The 16,376-nt window shown below is 44.1% G+C and carries 13 protein-coding genes; 12 read left to right on the top strand and 1 reads right to left on the bottom strand.

The window, feature by feature from the left end; all coding sequences use genetic code 11:
- The first annotated feature begins 2 nt into the window (after positions 1-2).
- Together Q4561_RS04030 and Q4561_RS04025 are read left to right on the top strand one after the other, a co-directional pair.
- Positions 3-1,079, top strand: a complete 1,077-nt coding sequence (locus tag Q4561_RS04030; RefSeq protein ID WP_303457765.1) for a phosphotransferase family protein — start codon at positions 3-5, stop codon at positions 1,077-1,079.
- Complete coding sequence (locus Q4561_RS04025; protein ID WP_303457764.1) at positions 1,076-1,828, top strand: SDR family oxidoreductase; 753 nt, start codon at positions 1,076-1,078, stop codon at positions 1,826-1,828. Before Q4561_RS04030 ends, Q4561_RS04025 begins: the two co-directional genes overlap by 4 nt.
- 131 nt (positions 1,829-1,959) lie before the next feature.
- Here Q4561_RS04025 and rpsT read toward each other — a convergent pair whose 3' ends face one another.
- Positions 1,960-2,223: a 30S ribosomal protein S20 gene (rpsT, locus tag Q4561_RS04020; protein ID WP_013783316.1), complete on the bottom strand. Its 264-nt coding sequence runs from the start codon at positions 2,221-2,223 to the stop codon at positions 1,960-1,962.
- Positions 2,224-2,585: 362 nt separating this feature from the next.
- Between rpsT and murJ the strand changes: the two genes are divergently transcribed.
- The 10 genes from murJ to Q4561_RS03970 all read left to right on the top strand — a co-directional run bounded on the left by murJ (position 2,586) and on the right by Q4561_RS03970 (position 16,376).
- Complete coding sequence (gene murJ, locus Q4561_RS04015; RefSeq protein ID WP_303458119.1) at positions 2,586-4,142, top strand: murein biosynthesis integral membrane protein MurJ; 1,557 nt, start codon at positions 2,586-2,588, stop codon at positions 4,140-4,142.
- Positions 4,143-4,218: 76 nt separating this feature from the next.
- Positions 4,219-5,139 carry a bifunctional riboflavin kinase/FAD synthetase gene (gene ribF / locus Q4561_RS04010; RefSeq protein ID WP_303457763.1) on the top strand — a complete coding sequence of 307 codons (921 nt, stop codon included), beginning with the start codon at positions 4,219-4,221 and terminating at the stop codon, positions 5,137-5,139.
- A gap of 109 nt (positions 5,140-5,248) precedes the next feature.
- Positions 5,249-8,068 carry an isoleucine--tRNA ligase gene (gene ileS / locus Q4561_RS04005; RefSeq protein WP_303457762.1) on the top strand — a complete coding sequence of 940 codons (2,820 nt, stop codon included), beginning with the start codon at positions 5,249-5,251 and terminating at the stop codon, positions 8,066-8,068.
- Positions 8,061-8,606 (top strand): signal peptidase II, encoded by a 546-nt coding sequence (gene lspA, locus Q4561_RS04000; protein ID WP_303457761.1) that lies wholly within the window; start codon positions 8,061-8,063, stop codon positions 8,604-8,606. The genes ileS and lspA overlap by 8 nt, the downstream gene beginning before the upstream one ends.
- A gap of 11 nt (positions 8,607-8,617) precedes the next feature.
- Positions 8,618-9,091: an FKBP-type peptidyl-prolyl cis-trans isomerase gene (gene fkpB / locus Q4561_RS03995; RefSeq protein WP_303457759.1), complete on the top strand. Its 474-nt coding sequence runs from the start codon at positions 8,618-8,620 to the stop codon at positions 9,089-9,091.
- A 2-nt stretch (positions 9,092-9,093) separates the two neighbouring features.
- The gene (gene ispH, locus Q4561_RS03990; RefSeq protein ID WP_303457758.1) at positions 9,094-10,038 is read left to right on the top strand and encodes a 4-hydroxy-3-methylbut-2-enyl diphosphate reductase; all 945 of its coding nucleotides are present in this window, start codon (positions 9,094-9,096) and stop codon (positions 10,036-10,038) included.
- Between the two features lie 206 nt (positions 10,039-10,244).
- The gene (gene pilV / locus Q4561_RS03985) at positions 10,245-10,877 is read left to right on the top strand and encodes a type IV pilus modification protein PilV (RefSeq protein ID WP_303457756.1); all 633 of its coding nucleotides are present in this window, start codon (positions 10,245-10,247) and stop codon (positions 10,875-10,877) included.
- On the top strand, positions 10,874-11,719 hold the full coding sequence (locus Q4561_RS03980) for a PilW family protein (protein ID WP_303457754.1): 846 nt from the start codon (positions 10,874-10,876) through the stop codon (positions 11,717-11,719). The genes pilV and Q4561_RS03980 overlap by 4 nt, the downstream gene beginning before the upstream one ends.
- Positions 11,716-12,279, top strand: coding sequence for a PilX N-terminal domain-containing pilus assembly protein (locus Q4561_RS03975; RefSeq protein ID WP_303457753.1), 564 nt, complete (start codon positions 11,716-11,718; stop codon positions 12,277-12,279). The genes Q4561_RS03980 and Q4561_RS03975 overlap by 4 nt, the downstream gene beginning before the upstream one ends.
- A gap of 17 nt (positions 12,280-12,296) precedes the next feature.
- Positions 12,297-16,376, top strand: coding sequence for a PilC/PilY family type IV pilus protein (locus tag Q4561_RS03970; RefSeq protein WP_303457752.1), 4,080 nt, complete (start codon positions 12,297-12,299; stop codon positions 16,374-16,376).

Here is a 16,376-nt window from a genome sequence, read left to right as displayed (position 1 = left end):
CCATGACGAATACAGTATTAGATAAAGCAGTATCAGTAAGAGAAGGCGAAGAACTAGACGTTAATGTCGTCGATGGGTGGCTGAAAAATCATATTCAAAACCTTATCGGCACACCTAAAGTGACACAATATTCAGGCGGTGCATCTAACTGGACCTACTGTCTTGAATACGACAATACGTCGTTAATATTACGCCGTGCACCCGCGGGCACTAAAGCGAAAGGTGCTCATGATATGGGGCGTGAATATCGGCTTCAAGGCGCGCTGAAACCGGTTTATAGTTATGTGCCTGACATGCTCGCGTATTGCGATGATGAAGCCGTGATTGGCACAGAATTCTATATCATGGAAAAGCTGACTGGCGTTATTCCCCGTAAGAACCTTCCTCGCGATTTAAAGACCTCTCCAGAACAGACACATCAACTATGCAAAAATGTACTTGATAGCTTAATAGAGCTGCACAAAGTTGATTATAAGGCGGCAGGTTTAGACACCATTGGCAAAGGTAGCGGTTATATAGAGCGCCAAATTACAGGCTGGAGTGAGCGCTACACCAAAGCAAAAACCTGGAATGTCCCTTCGGGCAAAAGCGTTATGCGCTGGCTTGAGGCGAATATGCCAAGCGAAGAGCGTATTTGCATTACTCACAACGATTTTAGATTCGACAATGTGGTGTTAGATCCAAACGACTACACCAAAATTTTAGGTGTGCTCGATTGGGAATTGGCCACACTTGGCGATCCCCTGATGGACTTGGGCAATACGTTGGCCTATTGGGTTAATGCAGACGATGATTTTCTCGCTCAATCTACACGTAGGCAGCCCACTCATCTAAAAGGCATGATGACCCGCGATGAAGTGGTGGCGTATTACTGCAAGCAAATGGATATTTACGTTGATGATTTCACTTTCTATGAAGTGTATGGCTTGTTTCGTTTAGCGGGTATTGCACAGCAAATCTACTATCGCTATCACCATGGACAAACCAATAACCCAGCGTTTAAAAACTTTTGGATATTCATTCATTATTTAATCTGGCGTTGTAAAAAAGCCATTCGTAAATCAGGAAAAAGAAAATGACAACAAGACAAAATATTCTGATCACGGGCGCAAGCTCAGGCCTTGGTAAAGGAATGGCGATGGAGTTCGCAAAACAAGGTAGCAACTTAGCATTGTGCGCAAGGCGTTTAGACCGCTTAGAGGAACTTAGAAGTGAGCTACTAGCAGTAAACCCTAGCATCAAGGTACTAATTAAGTCGCTTGACGTGAACGACCATAACGCGGTTTTTGAAGTGTTTGACGCGTTCAAACAAGAGATGGGGCAACTCGATAGAGTTATCATTAACGCGGGAATGGGTAAAGGTGCTTCTATTGGCACGGGGTTTTTTAATGCGAATAAGCAAACCGCAGAGACTAATTTTGTGGCAGCACTAGCGCAAGCCGAAGCGGCCATGACTATCTTCAGGGCGCAAAATGCAGGTCACCTAGTGACAATTTCATCAATTAGTGCGGTAAGAGGCTTTAGACGAGCCATGACAGTGTATGCGGCCACTAAAGCAGGGCTGACCTCTATGACAGAGGGTATTCGCTTGGATGTGATGAATACGCCAATTAAGGTGAGCTGTGTTCATCCAGGGTTTATTCGTACCGAAATTAATGAAACCGTAGAGAAAGTACCGTTTATTGTCGATACCGAAACCGGCTGTAAAGCGTTGGTAAAAGCGATTAATAAGGAAAAGGCAGTGTCTTATGTGCCAAGTTGGCCGTGGGCATTATTGCATTGGGTACTTCGTATAGCGCCTTCTAGCACCATTCGCAAAATGAGTTAGTGCCAAAGTTCTGATAAAAGCCTCTGATAAAAGCGTCGAACAGAAGATACAAATAGAAGAGGCTCAAAATAGATATCAAAAAAAAGACACAAAAAAAGCGCCAATAGGCGCTTTTTTACTAACCGTGAAATTTAAGCTAAAGCTTTAATTTGTGCAGCTAGGCGGCTCTTGTGACGAGCAGCTTTATTCTTGTGAATCAAACCTTTAGTAGCCATTCTGTCAAGAATCGGAGTTGCAGCAGCAAATGCAGTTTGTGCACCTTCTTTATCACCACTAGCGATAGCAGCTACTACTTTCTTCAAGCTTGTACGAGTCATGGAGCGACGGCTAGCGTTATGCTGGCGACGCTTTTCGGCTTGGATTGCACGTTTCTTAGCAGACTTGATGTTAGCCAAGGTGTAACTCCCAAATAAATTCATGTCAAAAACGAGGGTGCGGATTTTGCCTATCATCCAGCCAAAAGTCAAACGTTTTAACCCAATAAGTAGAAAGTTAATTTCTACTTTAATTAAGGCGTTGATCGAATGTTTTGGTTTTTCGCCCTGTTCTTAGTAAAAGAGCTAATAAAGCGCTTAACAGAAAGTACAGAACAAAAAAGCGATGCACAGCACGAAACCATACCCACAACGGGCGCGGATTATAACAAAAAAATTTCATGAGATGCACTTATATTTTGAATAATACGTTTCGCCCTTTACAGGGTTTAGTTATGATTGAGCGCTTAACTGAACGAAATGCGTTTATTGGAATAGTCTTAGTGTCACGGAAGTTATTAAAATCAGGCCTTATTGTCAGTGTAATGACATTGATATCCCGCGTGTTAGGGCTAGTGCGAGATGTGGTAGTCGCAAGGCTAATGGGCGATGGCGCCGCCGCCGACGTGTTTTTCTTTGCAAATAAAATTCCTAACTTCCTGCGCCGCTTATTTGCCGAAGGTGCATTCGCGCAAGCATTTATTCCGGTATTAACCGAAGTACACCAAAATCACGAGAAAGCAGAACTTAAAGCGTTTGTTGCTAAAATATCCGGCACACTTGGGGCCATAGTATTTATCGTTTCTCTTATTGGTGTAATAGCATCCCCCGTTTTAGCCGCATTATTTGGCACAGGCTGGTTCATTGCATGGGTGCAGGGCGATGAAGCGGGCGATAAATTTTTACTCGCCTCTACCATGTTAAAAATTACCTTTCCGTATCTTGCCTTTGTATCATTAACTGGGTTGGCTGGGGCGATATTAAATACCCTGAATAAGTTTGCAGTAGCGGCGTTTACACCCGTGCTTCTCAACGTATGTATTATTGCCTGTGCAGTATTTTTAGCCCCTGATATGGAACAGCCTGCCTTTGCATTAGCGTGGGGCGTCTTTATAGGCGGCATAGTACAACTTGCTTTTCAAATACCGTTTCTGTTTCGGGCGGGTTTATTAGTTAAGCCCAAATGGGGCTGGCGAGACGAAAACGTTGTAAAAGTGCGTACCTTAATGATCCCGGCTTTATTTGGGGTGTCGGTGGGGCAAATCAACTTATTATTCGATACCTTCATTGCCAGCTTCCTTATGACGGGCTCTATTAGCTGGCTCTATTATTCTGACCGCTTGCTGGAATTTCCGTTAGGCCTGTTTGGTATCGCCATCGCCACCGTAATATTGCCTGCGCTGTCGCGTAATCATGTGAGTAAAGACCCCAAAGCCTTTTCTGCAAATATAGATTGGGCATTTCGCATGGTGTGCTTACTGGGGATTCCAGCTGCCGTAGGACTGGCTACCATGGCGCGGCCAATTTTAACCGTGATATTTCAGCGCGGAGCATTTACGGCCGAAACCGCCACCATGGCGTCTTACTCGTTAACGGCTTATTCATTTGGTTTACTTAGTTTCATGTTAGTAAAAGTCCTTGCTCCAGGGTTTTACTCACGGCAAGACACTAAAACCCCCGTAAGATTTGGAATTTGGTGCATGGTGGCAAACATGGTGTTTAATTTATTAGCCATACCTTTTGGCTACGTTGGGCTCGCTATTGCTACTAGCATGTCAGCTACAATGAACGCGGCGCTGCTTTACATTACGCTGCACAAGCAAGGTGTTTTTGTGCTAAGTCGTACGTCAGTAATGTTTATTCTTCGCGTACTGATAGCAAGTGCGGTAATGGGGGCGGTTATTTTTTATCGAGATAAGGGCGTGGCTTTTTTCGACCTTGAATGGATAGTACAAGTGATGGATGTTGCTATAACTATCGCATTATCTGCAGGCGCCTTCTTTTCATGCATGATTTTATTAGGTACAAGGCGTCGTCATTTCAAAAGTGGAGGCGGGTAATATTGGTATTCCGTGCTGGGTCGTTTATAATCGCGAGCTTTGAATTTTCAGTAGTAACTAAAGGCAGTGGCTAATTGTGGAATTTATCCGCGGGCTTAATAACGTAAAACCGCAGCACAGCGGGTGTGTACTTACCATAGGGAAGTTCGATGGCGTGCACTTGGGTCATCAGGCTGTACTGGGCAATGTACTTCAAAAAGCCAAAGCACTTGGGTTGCCGGCTACAGTGATGGTGTTCGAACCTCAACCCGAGGAAGTCTTTACGCCCGACACTGCGCCTGCACGCATTAGTCCATTGCGCGAAAAGTACGAATTGCTGAAACAGCAGGGCGTCGATCGTTTATTGGCAGTGCGATTTAATAAAGCCTTTGCCAGTCAAAGTGCCGATACCTTTGTGCATGATTTGCTGGTGGATAAATTAGGCGTTAAATTTCTTGTGGTAGGCGATGATTTTCGCTTTGGTCAAGGTCGTAAAGGCGACTTTGCCATGCTGCAAGCCGCTGGGCAAAAGTACGGCTTTGAAGTGGTCAGCACGCAAAGCTTTATGATGCATGCACATCGCATTAGCTCTACCGCAGTACGCGAAGCCTTGGCGGATTCTGATTTTACGCTTGCCGAAGAAATGTTAGGTAGGCCTTTTGCTGTGTATGGCCGAGTGGTCCACGGTGAAAAGAAAGGGCGGACCATAGGGTTTCCCACCGCGAATGTCATGCTGAAACGTTGTAGAGCGCCTATTCACGGTGTGTTTGCAGTTCACGTTGAAGTAGATGGAAATAAATTCAACGGCGTAGGGAATATTGGTACTCGCCCCACACTAAACGGTGTGCGAAACCAGTTAGAAGTACATATCTTCGATATGTCAGCCGACCTGTACGGAAAACCAATGACCGTGTTTCCTGTTGCAAAAATACGAGATGAACAGAAATTTGACTCGTTTGAGATACTAAAAGCACAAATTCAGGCCGATGCCGCTAAGGCGCGCCTATTATTAGAATAGTGAAACGTGATAAAGTCACCACGCTTATCATAGCGTCGACCAATGCAAGCCTATACAGCGTCTAACGAGGCGTTGGGTATTATTAAAGGTAACCGGATAATACAATTATATGAGTGATTATAAAGCCACATTAAACCTACCTGAAACCGCCTTTCCAATGCGCGGTAACCTTGCTCAGCGTGAGCCTAAAATGCTGAAAGACTGGCAAGAGAAAGGGGTATACACAAAGATTAGAGAAGCGAAGAAAGGTAAGAAGCCTTTCATTCTTCATGATGGCCCTCCGTACGCAAACGGCGATATTCATATTGGTCACGCAGTAAATAAAATTCTTAAAGACATTATTGTTAAGTCTAAAACCTTGTCAGATTTTGACTCGCCTTATGTGCCGGGTTGGGACTGTCACGGCTTGCCTATCGAATTAATGGTAGAAAAGAAAGTTGGTAAGCCTGGCAAAAAAGTGACGGCTGCTGAGTTTCGCCAAAAATGTCGTGAATACGCACAACGTCAAATTGATGGTCAAATGGCTGACTTCAAGCGTCTTGGTGTGTTCGGTACCTGGGACAATCCTTATAAAACTATGGATTTTCGCTCAGAAGCCGACATTATTCGCGCATTAGGAAAAGTGGTTGAATCGGGCCATTTAGAAAAAGGCTTTAAGCCAGTTCATTGGTGTACAGACTGTGGTTCTGCGTTGGCAGAAGCAGAAGTAGAATACCAAGATAAAATCTCACCTGCTATTGATGTGAAATTCCCTGTTGCTGATGTAGACGCTATTGCGGCTGCGTTTGGTGTAAGTAGTGAAGACTTAACCGCGCATAAAACTGGCGTGGTTATCTGGACAACAACCCCGTGGACATTACCTGCAAACCGCGCAATTAGCCTACACCCAGAATTAACCTATGCAATTGTTGAAATTTCCTCGACCAGCGAATGGTTAGTAGTCGCACAAGACTTACTTGAAAGCTGCATGACGCGTTACGGTATTGAAGAATATCGTGAGGTGGCGACCTGTGTAGGTTCGAGCCTAGAGCGCTTATTGGTTAATCATCCGTTCTTAGATTTAAAAGTACCGCTTATTTTAGGTGAGCACGTTACCACTGAATCGGGTACAGGTTGCGTTCATACTGCGCCAGCTCACGGTGTTGACGATTTCAATGTAGGTAAACAATACGACATTGAAGTGTACAACCCAGTAGGTAATAACGGCGTGTATTTAGAAAATACGCCTTTGTTTGCCGGCCAGTTCGTATTTAAAGCCAATGATACTATTGTTGAAACGGTAAAAGAGCACGGTAACCTAGTGCTTAACGTGAAATACGAGCACAGCTACCCCCATTGCTGGCGCCATAAAACGCCTATTATTTTCCGTGCTACGCCGCAGTGGTTTATCAGCATGGACAAAAAAGGCTTGCGTGCTGAGTCAATCGAACAAATTAAACAAACTAAGTGGATCCCTGAGTGGGGCGAAAACCGCATCCAGAAAATGGTAGAAGGTCGTCCAGATTGGTGTATTTCTCGCCAACGTACATGGGGCGTACCTATTCCATTATACGTGCATAAACTTACCGGTGAACTTCACCCTGAGTCGGTTGCGCTAATGGAGAAAGTGGCTTCGGAAGTTGAAACCAAAGGCATTCAAGCTTGGTGGGATATTGACGGTGCAGCGCTATTAGGCACCGAAGCAGATAACTACGATAAAGTAACCGATACCCTAGACGTGTGGTTCGACTCGGGTGTAACGCATTACTTTGTGGTTGATCAACGTGAAGACATTCCAGCTAGCGCCGATTTGTACCTTGAAGGGTCAGATCAACACCGTGGTTGGTTTATGTCATCACTTATGACATCTACTGCTATGCATGGCCATGCGCCGTACAAAGAAGTATTAACCCACGGCTTTACCGTTGATGCGCACGGCAGAAAAATGTCGAAGTCGGTTGGTAACGTTGTTGCGCCGCAAGAAGTCACTAATAAGCTTGGCGCAGACATTCTTCGTCTATGGGTTGCTTCTACCGATTACCGCGGTGAAATTGCGGTATCTGATGAAATTCTAAAACGTGCTGCTGATGCGTATCGCCGTTTACGTAATACCTCACGCTTCTTATTGTCAAACCTCAATGGCTTTGTGCCAGAAGATGCTTTGCCAGAAGAAGAGATGGTGGCACTGGATCGCTGGATTGTAGCGCGAGCTAAAGCGCTACAAGAAGAACTTGTTGAAGCGTTTGAAAAGTACGACTTGTTAGTAGTAACGCAAAAGCTAATGCACTTCTGTTCAATCGAACTGGGTTCTTTTTACCTAGACGTGATTAAAGATAGACAGTACACGGCGAAATCAGACGGCAATGCACGTCGCTCTTGCCAAACTGCGCTTTACCATATTATGGAAGCGTTAGTTCGTTGGATGGCGCCTATCACGAGCTTTACGGCGCAAGAAATTTGGGAAGCCTTACCTGGCGAGCGTAGTGAATTTGTATTTACCGAAACCTGGTACGAAGGTTTTAGCAGCTTTACCCAAAGTGACGTATTTAACGATGAACTATGGCACAAAGTGTTAAGCGTAAAAGACGCAGCAAACCAAGCCATGGAGCAAGCTCGTAAAGACGGTCAACTAGGCGGCTCGTTAGAAGCCAAGATTGACTTGTATGCTACAGAGTCTTTGTTTAACACCTTGGCTTCACTTGAAGATGAATTGCGCTTTGTATTGATTACATCAGCAGTGAACCTGACAAAAGTAGAAAGCGCACCAGACAATGCTGCGGCTACCGATGTTGAAGGCCTATGGTTAAGCGTAAATAAAGCAAGCGGCGACAAATGTGTTCGCTGTTGGCACCATCGCGAAGATGTTGGTACCCACGAAGGGCACGAAGAATTATGTGGCCGTTGTGTAACTAACATTGATGGCGAAGGGGAAACGCGTCAGTATGCTTAATACTACGGCGGATACCAAGCCTAAGTTATTCAGTGAAACCGGTTTACGGTTTCTCTGGATAACCCTTATTGCTTTCGTGCTCGACCAAGTTAGTAAGTACGCGGTATTAGGCGGAATGTCACTTTATCAATCGATAGAGGTATTACCGTTTTTCAATTTAACCTACGTACACAATTATGGCGCAGCATTTAGCTTTCTAGATAGTGCCGGTGGCTGGCAGCGATGGTTTTTCACCACCATTGCGACGGTTGTGAGCGTGGTTATTTTATGGTGGTTAAAACAATCGCCTAAAAACCAAACCCTATTGCCTGTTGCCTTTTCTTTTATATTAGGTGGTGCGCTAGGTAACGTTTACGATCGTCTAGTACATGGCTATGTTATCGATTTTCTCGATTTTCATGTAAATAACATGCATTGGCCTGCCTTCAATATTGCTGATAGCGCAATATTCATAGGGGCAGCCCTTTTAATACTTGATATGGTCAAGAATGGCGAAAAGCAAAAAAACGCTAGTTCAACCAATACATCAAAGCAGTAACCGGAGCCTCAATGACCGACAATCTTATTATTGGTTCTGACAGCGAAGTTATCCTTCATTTCGATTTGAAACTAGAAGATGGCTCAGCCGCTGACAGTACCCGCGTAAACAATAAGCCTGCGAAAATGGTAATGGGTGACGGTAGTCTTACCCCTAACTTTGAAGCTTGCTTGCTTGGGCTTCAAAAAGGGGAAAAGAAATCATTTACGCTCGCCGCGAACGATGCCTTTGGTGAGCCTAACCCAAACAATATCCATTACATGGATAGAAGCCGTTTTGGTGCTGATTTAGAAATTCAAGAAGGTGCTATTCTTGCGTTTTCTCAGCCAGATGGCTCAGAAATACCCGGTATTATTAGAAGTGTAGCGGGCGACTCCATCACGGTTGATTTTAACCACCCATTAGCTGGGCAAACGGTTATTTTCGATGTTGAAATTGTTGATGTGAAAGTTGCGCCTTCACCTACACCGCAAGGTGACCAGTAATTATGCAAATTCATCTTGCTAACCCTCGTGGCTTTTGTGCCGGTGTAGACAGAGCCATCACTATTGTAGAAAGGGCACTCGAAATATTTGAGCCACCTATCTATGTTCGCCATGAAGTTGTTCACAATAAATTTGTGGTAGATGGGCTACGTGAACGTGGCGCTATTTTTGTAGATGAATTGCATGAAGTGCCCGATAACTGCATTGTTATTTTTTCTGCCCATGGGGTTTCTCAGGCGGTAAGAAAAGAAGCTGAAAATCGTGGCTTAAAAGTATTTGATGCTACTTGTCCGTTAGTCACTAAAGTGCATATGGAAGTGACCCGAGCAAGTAAGACTGGCACCGAGTGTATTTTAATTGGCCATGCAGGGCACCCAGAAGTTGAAGGTACTATGGGGCAATACAGTAATGACGAAGGCGGTATTTACCTTGTCGAATCTGAAGCCGATGTAGCTACTCTTGAAGTGAAAGACGCTAAAAACCTCTATTATTGTAGCCAAACTACGTTGTCGGTAGATGATACAGCGGACGTTATTGATGCATTACGTGAACGCTTCCCTGATATTCAAGGGCCACGTAAAGACGATATTTGCTATGCCACACAAAACCGACAAGATGCAGTGCGGGATTTGTCTCAAGACTGCCAAGTATTGTTAGTTGTGGGTGCGCAAAATAGCTCAAACTCGAATCGTTTACGTGAACTAGCCGAAAAAATTGGTGCAAAAGCGCACTTAATTGCCGATGCGAATTGTATTCAGCAAAGTTGGCTTGACGGTGTGGAGCACATTGGTGTGACTGCCGGCGCATCAGCACCAGAAGTACTAGTACAAGGCGTAGTTGATAAGTTGAAAGCATGGGGTGCGGTATCTGCCTCTGAACGTGCAGGCCGAGAAGAAAACGTGGAATTCGCGGTTCCAAAAGAACTTCGGGTCAAACAAGTGAGCTAGTCCATTTAGGTATAAATGGTAAAGTATTATTAAAAGCACCGCATTGATATGCGGTGCTTTTTTTTTACGCTATTGTCTAATGGTAATTTAAATTTATACGTTTTATGATTGCTTATACCTTGAGCAGGATTTTTTTAGCATAGAATGCCAGATATGAGGTTGTGTCTAAATTTTATAGCAAATGCCTAAGTGGCCACGCAGAAGATATGAAACTAATAATAAAGATTAATGGATTAAACAAACAGCAAGGCGTTGGCCTAATAGAGGTGCTCGTCACCTTGGTCATTCTTGCAATTGGCTTATTGGGTGTAGCAGCACTTCAATTCACGGGCTCATTTGCCAATAAAGACGCTATTAGTCGTACTCAAAGCGAATTTGTTGCCTCACAGGTTGCTGAGCGTTTGCGTGCAGCGGCACGTGTATCCACGGTTGGTGATGGAATAGTGGTGAATAATCAGTATTTCGATTCAAGCAACTATAACTTTGATGGTCTGAGTTGTTCAGGCTCTACTCATCCTTATAAGTGTTACTGTTTAAGTCGACCCGCTGGGGTGCCAGATTGTGAAACGGGCAACTGCGGTGAGCTGGACATGGCCAAATACGACGGCTGGGCATTATCTTGCGCGGCCGTACAAACCAACCCCCAAACTACCTTGTCGTTAACCTGCTCAGACAACGATGCGGGAGATATTTATAGTTGCAGTGCAGGTTCACGCTTACAAGTTATCTTATCTTGGCCGGTAACGTCGGCAGGTAACCAAAACTATACGCTAAACTCAATATGTAACCCTAATTCGTCAGATAGCAATGCGTGCGTAGTTAAGGACTTAACCTTATGAGGCGTTCACAGGGTTTTTCTTTAGTAGAATTAATGATTTCCCTTGTATTAGGGCTTGTTATTTCTGGCGCTATCATTCAGGTTTTAGTGAGCAGTAGTGTAACGAATAAGCTTAATCAAGCGGTGGCACAGGTTCAGGAGTCGGGACGTTATATAACAAGCCGGCTCAGTGGTGAATTTTATGAAATTGGTCGCTACGACACTGTTGCAGCTTCTATTGATGATTCAGTTGATACGGTGGCAGAGGCTGCGTTTGTTGAGAATAAGCCAATTGCATTGGCCGGGGACTTTGCCACTAACGCCACGCTTGGAAGTACGCAAGCATCCAGTGGTGCTAACGATGAGTTAGTGGTGAGTTTGCTCGCCCTTGCCGATTGTACGGGCAGCAAGCATGGTTACGCCGCAGATGATGAATTTCATGTAGTAAACCGATACTTTGTTAGCGGTAATGAATTTAGATGCACAGGTTACGACGGACGAGTATTACGCGGTCTCAAGGCACAATCTGTTTCGCCTAATACTGTTACATTGTTGGATAATGTCAGTAATTTCCAATTGCAATATGGTGTGAGCGATGTTGCCGAAAGCTCTAATGGTCAAGCAATAACCTATGTTACTGCAGACAGCCTGGCCGCGTTGCGCGCACAAAATCAGCAAGTGGTTGCCCTTCGATGGGCAGTTTTACTTCAAAGTTATCAAAATCAAGTTCAACAAACTTCTGCGCCTACGTTTGCATTGCTAAATGAAAGCCAAGTCACTTTGGACACAGCCCATTATTACCAGGTTTTTACTAAAACCGTATCACTTCGAAATATGAAAAATTTTGTTAGGAGCATTCAATGAAACAGCGTGGATTAGTAATGGTGTTTGCATTGTTAGTGTTGCTATCCCTCACAATATTGGGCGTAAGTGCGGTAACAAGCAGTCTGTCACAATCTAAAATGGCCATGTCGATGCAGCAAACTGGGCTAGCATTCGACGCTGCGGAAGCCGCTATTGCTGGGGTGTTTTTTGAGTCTGAAGATGAAACTTTGTTAGCAGATACCACTAAAGTAGATCCTCTTTCAGCGGCCCGTCAACTTGATGCCTACGATCCCGATACTGAAGTAATGAGTTGTTTCGACGAAAATGAATGGACTGATCGGTATATGACCGAAGGCGGTCTTTCATGGGGGAACGAACATACTACAGATGGTACTTACCAAACTATGGCAAATACTAAGAGTTGGTCTCGCACTGCATTTGTTAGAGAGCAGGCTTGTCGAGGCTCAAGTAATGTTATTGGTGGTAGTAACGTAAACTGCCACGTTTTTGTTATAAGAGGGTGCGGTAAAGTAGGCAGCAAAGCCACGGTGGTCGCAAATTCGCTCGCTGCGTCAGTTTTTGGCCCTGCATCACAATAAAAAAAAGAGAAATAATTATGAAACGCATGAGTAGCTTTTTAGCCTCGGTAGTGATGTTTTCTTGCATAGGCTTTTCTGCCATGGGCGATGATTTAGATATTTATCTAGGCACGTCGGATAGTTCCGCCACTTACAATCCTAATGTATTGTTTATTATGGATACCTCGGGAAGTATGACGGGACAAGATGGTACGGGACAATCTAGGATGTTGAGGGTTCAAAACGCGCTAAAACTAGCGTTGAATTCTGCCACTAATATAGATGCAGGCCTGATGCGTTTTTCCGATCACGGCGGCCCAATTCTTTATCCTATTAGTGGTATTGATGACCCTATTCAACCTGAATTAATCACCTCTACAAGTGATAGTAATCATGATGCGTCAGAAATCAACGGCTCGGTGGACTTAACCTCTAATAATCTAGTACTAAGTTCTGGAACGAATACGGTAACTTCAGGATTACGATTTAGCGACCTCAATATCCCCCAAGGTGCTACCATCCTGAGTGCACAAATAAGGTTTACATCAGAGCAGTTTAATATCGCAGGGACAACATTTTCAATAAGTGGGGAAGCATCTGCGTCGAGTTCTGAATTTACCTCGGCGACAAACGATCTAACTTCGAGAACCAATACGGCAGCAAATGTGGAATGGGTCGCTGACAATGATTTTCCTGTAGCTGAAGATATCGTAGTGACGCCAGACCTTTCATCTGTCATACAAGAAATTGTAGATATTGCCGACTGGTGTGGTGGCGATGCGTTAAATATTTTGATTGAAGCGAACAGTGCTGATAGTGCCAGTAGTCGTCAAGCAAGAGCATATGATTCAGGTCAGACGGGCTCTCCACAATTAGTGGTAAGTTACGACGATGCTACTGCTACAGGTTGCTATAGCGGAGAAAGTATTTACCAAGTATCTAGCCAAAACGATAATTTAGAAGAAAATACTAGCGGTAATGCTTCTACAGGTAACGTACTTAACTTAACCGATAATTCTAATAACTATGTTGGAATACGTTTTCAAAATGTGAATATTCCTCAAGGTGCTGAAATTACAGAAGCTTATATTGAACTTACGGCTTCAAGCACTCAGACGAGTAATAACGCGAGCATGTCGGTTAGTGCAATAGCGGAAGATGATGTCGCTAATTTCTCCTCTGGAGTATCAAACCGCCTAAGTAATATCGCTAAAACATCATCAATAACGTGGTCCATGCCAAGCTTTTATAATAATAATGAGTATTCATCACCAGATATTACAAGTCTGGTAGAAGAAGTTGTTAATAGAGCCGGGTGGGAGGCAGGTAATTCCATGGGTTTTGTATTCAGCAACTTCTATAGAGAGCGAGCCGTGGACTCATATAGCGGCTCTCAATCATCAGCTCCCAAACTCGTTGTTAAATTTAATGGTCTTGCCACGCCTGGGCAAACGTCCACCGTACGGGAGCACCTTATTAGCAAGATTGACGAGCTTAGTGCCAGTGGATTTACTCCAATCGTCGATACACTCTATGAAGCAATTAATTACTATGGTGGTCGTGAAGTTGATTATGGATTGACGAGGGGGGTGACAGGTGTTTCGAATACGGTGAGAAGAAATACCCGAGTTAGCCACCGTAGTTCTTATCTTGGCAGCGACTCAGTGCTTCCGAACGGTTGTTCTGAAGACAATCTATCTGATCAAGATTGTATTGGAGAATACATACCGGAAGGGGCTACCTATATATCACCAGTAACTGACTTACAATGCCAAACCAATAACCACATTGTTTTGTTATCTGATGGTGTAGCTAACTACAATCACAGCCAAGCCCTTATTCCGGCGTTAATTGGCCAAAGCTGTACGGGCAGCGGTGGCGAGGAGTGTGGCTTAGACTTAGTCACAAATGTGAGTAATGCAGAAACGTCGGCTATTGGCAGGCGCGTAATAACCCATACCATCGGGTTTGAAGCGAATAGCACTGCTAATAACTTTTTAAATCAGTTAGCCGTGCAAAGTGGCGGTGGATTCTACCCCGCCGACAATAGTGAAGACTTGTTAGATGCTTTTAATACTATCCTACTCACTGTTAAAGATGTGAACTCTTCGTTTGTTTCTCCAGGCATAGCAGTTAATGAGCTTAATCGTTTGACTCATAACGACGAGTTATACTTCGCGTTATTTAAACCGAGTGAAGGGGCTATTTGGCCAGGAAACCTTAAGCGTTATAGGCTTTCGGGAGAAGATATTGTCGATCAAAACTCTCTGATTGCTGTAGACAGTGATACCGGCTATTTCAAAGAAAACTCTCATAGCTATTGGTCTACTTTGGTTGATGGAAGCGATGTCGGAGAAGGCGGTACCGCAAGCAAAATGTCCGTGAATCGCAACTTGTACGTTTTTGACGGTGCAGGCTCAATTATTCAATCAAGCAACGAATTGCATGAAAATAACAATGATATAACTACGACACATTTGGCTATAGATGCCGAACCTAACGCTACTCAATTAAGAGAAGTACTGCTGCAGTGGGCCAGAGGCGTAGATGTTAAAGATAGCGATGGCGATGGCGACACAACGGATTTCAGATTGCAGATGGGCGATCCTATACATTCACAACCTGTGGTCGTAAATTATGGAACTGACACAGCCGTATTTATCGCTACTAACCAAGGGATGTTGCACTCTTTTGATTCTGAAACTGGGGAAGAAAATTTTGCGGTAATGCCACTTCCCTTGTTGGAAAACTTACAGACTTTTTATGAAAATACGTCGACCTTCAATCATGTCTATGGTCTTGATGGCGAAATGGTGGTGCGTACTGTCGGCTCATCAACCTATTTGTACCTAGGCATGCGTCGTGGTGGTAGAAACTATTATGTTTTCGATGTTACTCAGAAAACCTCTCCCACAGTTCGTTTCATTCTTGAAGGTGGCAGCACAGGCCTGGAGAAATTAGGCCAAACCTGGTCGCGGCCTACCTTCACTAAAGTTCGTATAGGCACCCAAGAAAAGAATGTAATGATTGTTGGTGGTGGCTATGATGAAACCCAAGACGACAAAATAGTTAGGGATGCTGATAGCGTCGGAAACGCTGTTTTCATGTTTGATGCAGACACTGGTGCTTTGTTATGGCATGCCAGTAACGCTGATGCAGATTTAAACTTGGCTAGTATGAACTACAGTATTCCAGGTCGCATATCCGTTATTGATAGAGACAACGATGGTTTAGCAGATCATATGTACGTGGGTGATATGGGCGGCCAGTTATTTAGGATGGATATCTATAACGGCAACTCTGGTAGCGACCTAGTTAAAGGGGCTCGATTGGCAGATTTCGGTGGCAATACAGCCGAAACTAATCGACGTTTTTACTATGGTCCAGATGTATCTGAAGTGGCTCTTGGTGATGAATTGTATTATGCCGTTGCGATGGGGAGTGGATGGCGAGCATCACCTCTAGACGTAACCGTAGAAGACAATTTCTATATGATAAAAGACGATGGCGTGTTTACTCGTGATGTTAATAATGAATTTACCTTCATGAGTACCATTTCTGAATCTGACTTATACAATGCGACTAATCATTTACTCACCAGTAGTGATGAGACCGAGCAGTCTGTTGCGGCCTCAAGCTTTGCTAATAAAGCGGGCTGGTACATAGAACTTACAACCGAAGGCGAAAAGGTATTGGCGTCGCCATTGATAATAGATTACAAAATTTTCTTTACTACTTATGTACCAGCGGTGAGTAGTACCAGTCTGTGTGCACCTCCGACAGGGAATAGCCGTGCTTATTTGGTGAATCTTTTCAACGCTAATGCCGTGTCAGATTTGAATAACAACGGTGAACTCGACAGTACTGATAGGTCGGTTGAGTTACAGCAAACGGGGATAGCCCCAGAAACCAAAATTCTTATTGAAGACATTACCAGCCCTGTGGTTTGCCTAGGTACTGAGTGTGCTTCAACTGTTATCAGCGTAGATGAAGATGGTAACGAAGAAGCCTGTGGTTCAGCGTTTGAATGTTTAGCTGAGAATATTTACGGTAAGTTTGAACGTATACAAAAAGGTAGTTGGCATTCTGAAACGGAGCGAGAGGACACATCACCGTGA

The organism is Alteromonas sp. 1_MG-2023 (genome assembly GCF_030547075.1).
Lineage (GTDB): Bacteria > Pseudomonadota > Gammaproteobacteria > Enterobacterales > Alteromonadaceae > Alteromonas.
The sequence above is the reverse complement of the archived record's forward strand: the minus strand, read 5'-3'. Positions and strand labels throughout refer to the sequence as shown.

Bases quoted from the DNA above. Each gene is read 5' to 3' on its own strand.
- lspA (WP_303457761.1), top strand. From the start codon at position 8,061: ATGCTTAATACTACGGCGGATACCAAGCCTAAGTTATTCAGTGAAACC.
- ispH (WP_303457758.1), top strand. From the start codon at position 9,094: ATGCAAATTCATCTTGCTAACCCTCGTGGCTTTTGTGCCGGTGTAGAC.
- ileS (WP_303457762.1), top strand. From the start codon at position 5,249: ATGAGTGATTATAAAGCCACATTAAACCTACCTGAAACCGCCTTTCCA.
- Q4561_RS04025 (WP_303457764.1), top strand. From the start codon at position 1,076: ATGACAACAAGACAAAATATTCTGATCACGGGCGCAAGCTCAGGCCTT.
- Q4561_RS04030 (WP_303457765.1), top strand. From the start codon at position 3: ATGACGAATACAGTATTAGATAAAGCAGTATCAGTAAGAGAAGGCGAA.
- Q4561_RS03970 (WP_303457752.1), top strand. From the start codon at position 12,297: ATGAAACGCATGAGTAGCTTTTTAGCCTCGGTAGTGATGTTTTCTTGC.
- pilV (WP_303457756.1), top strand. From the start codon at position 10,245: ATGAAACTAATAATAAAGATTAATGGATTAAACAAACAGCAAGGCGTT.
- fkpB (WP_303457759.1), top strand. From the start codon at position 8,618: ATGACCGACAATCTTATTATTGGTTCTGACAGCGAAGTTATCCTTCAT.
- Q4561_RS03980 (WP_303457754.1), top strand. From the start codon at position 10,874: ATGAGGCGTTCACAGGGTTTTTCTTTAGTAGAATTAATGATTTCCCTT.
- Q4561_RS03975 (WP_303457753.1), top strand. From the start codon at position 11,716: ATGAAACAGCGTGGATTAGTAATGGTGTTTGCATTGTTAGTGTTGCTA.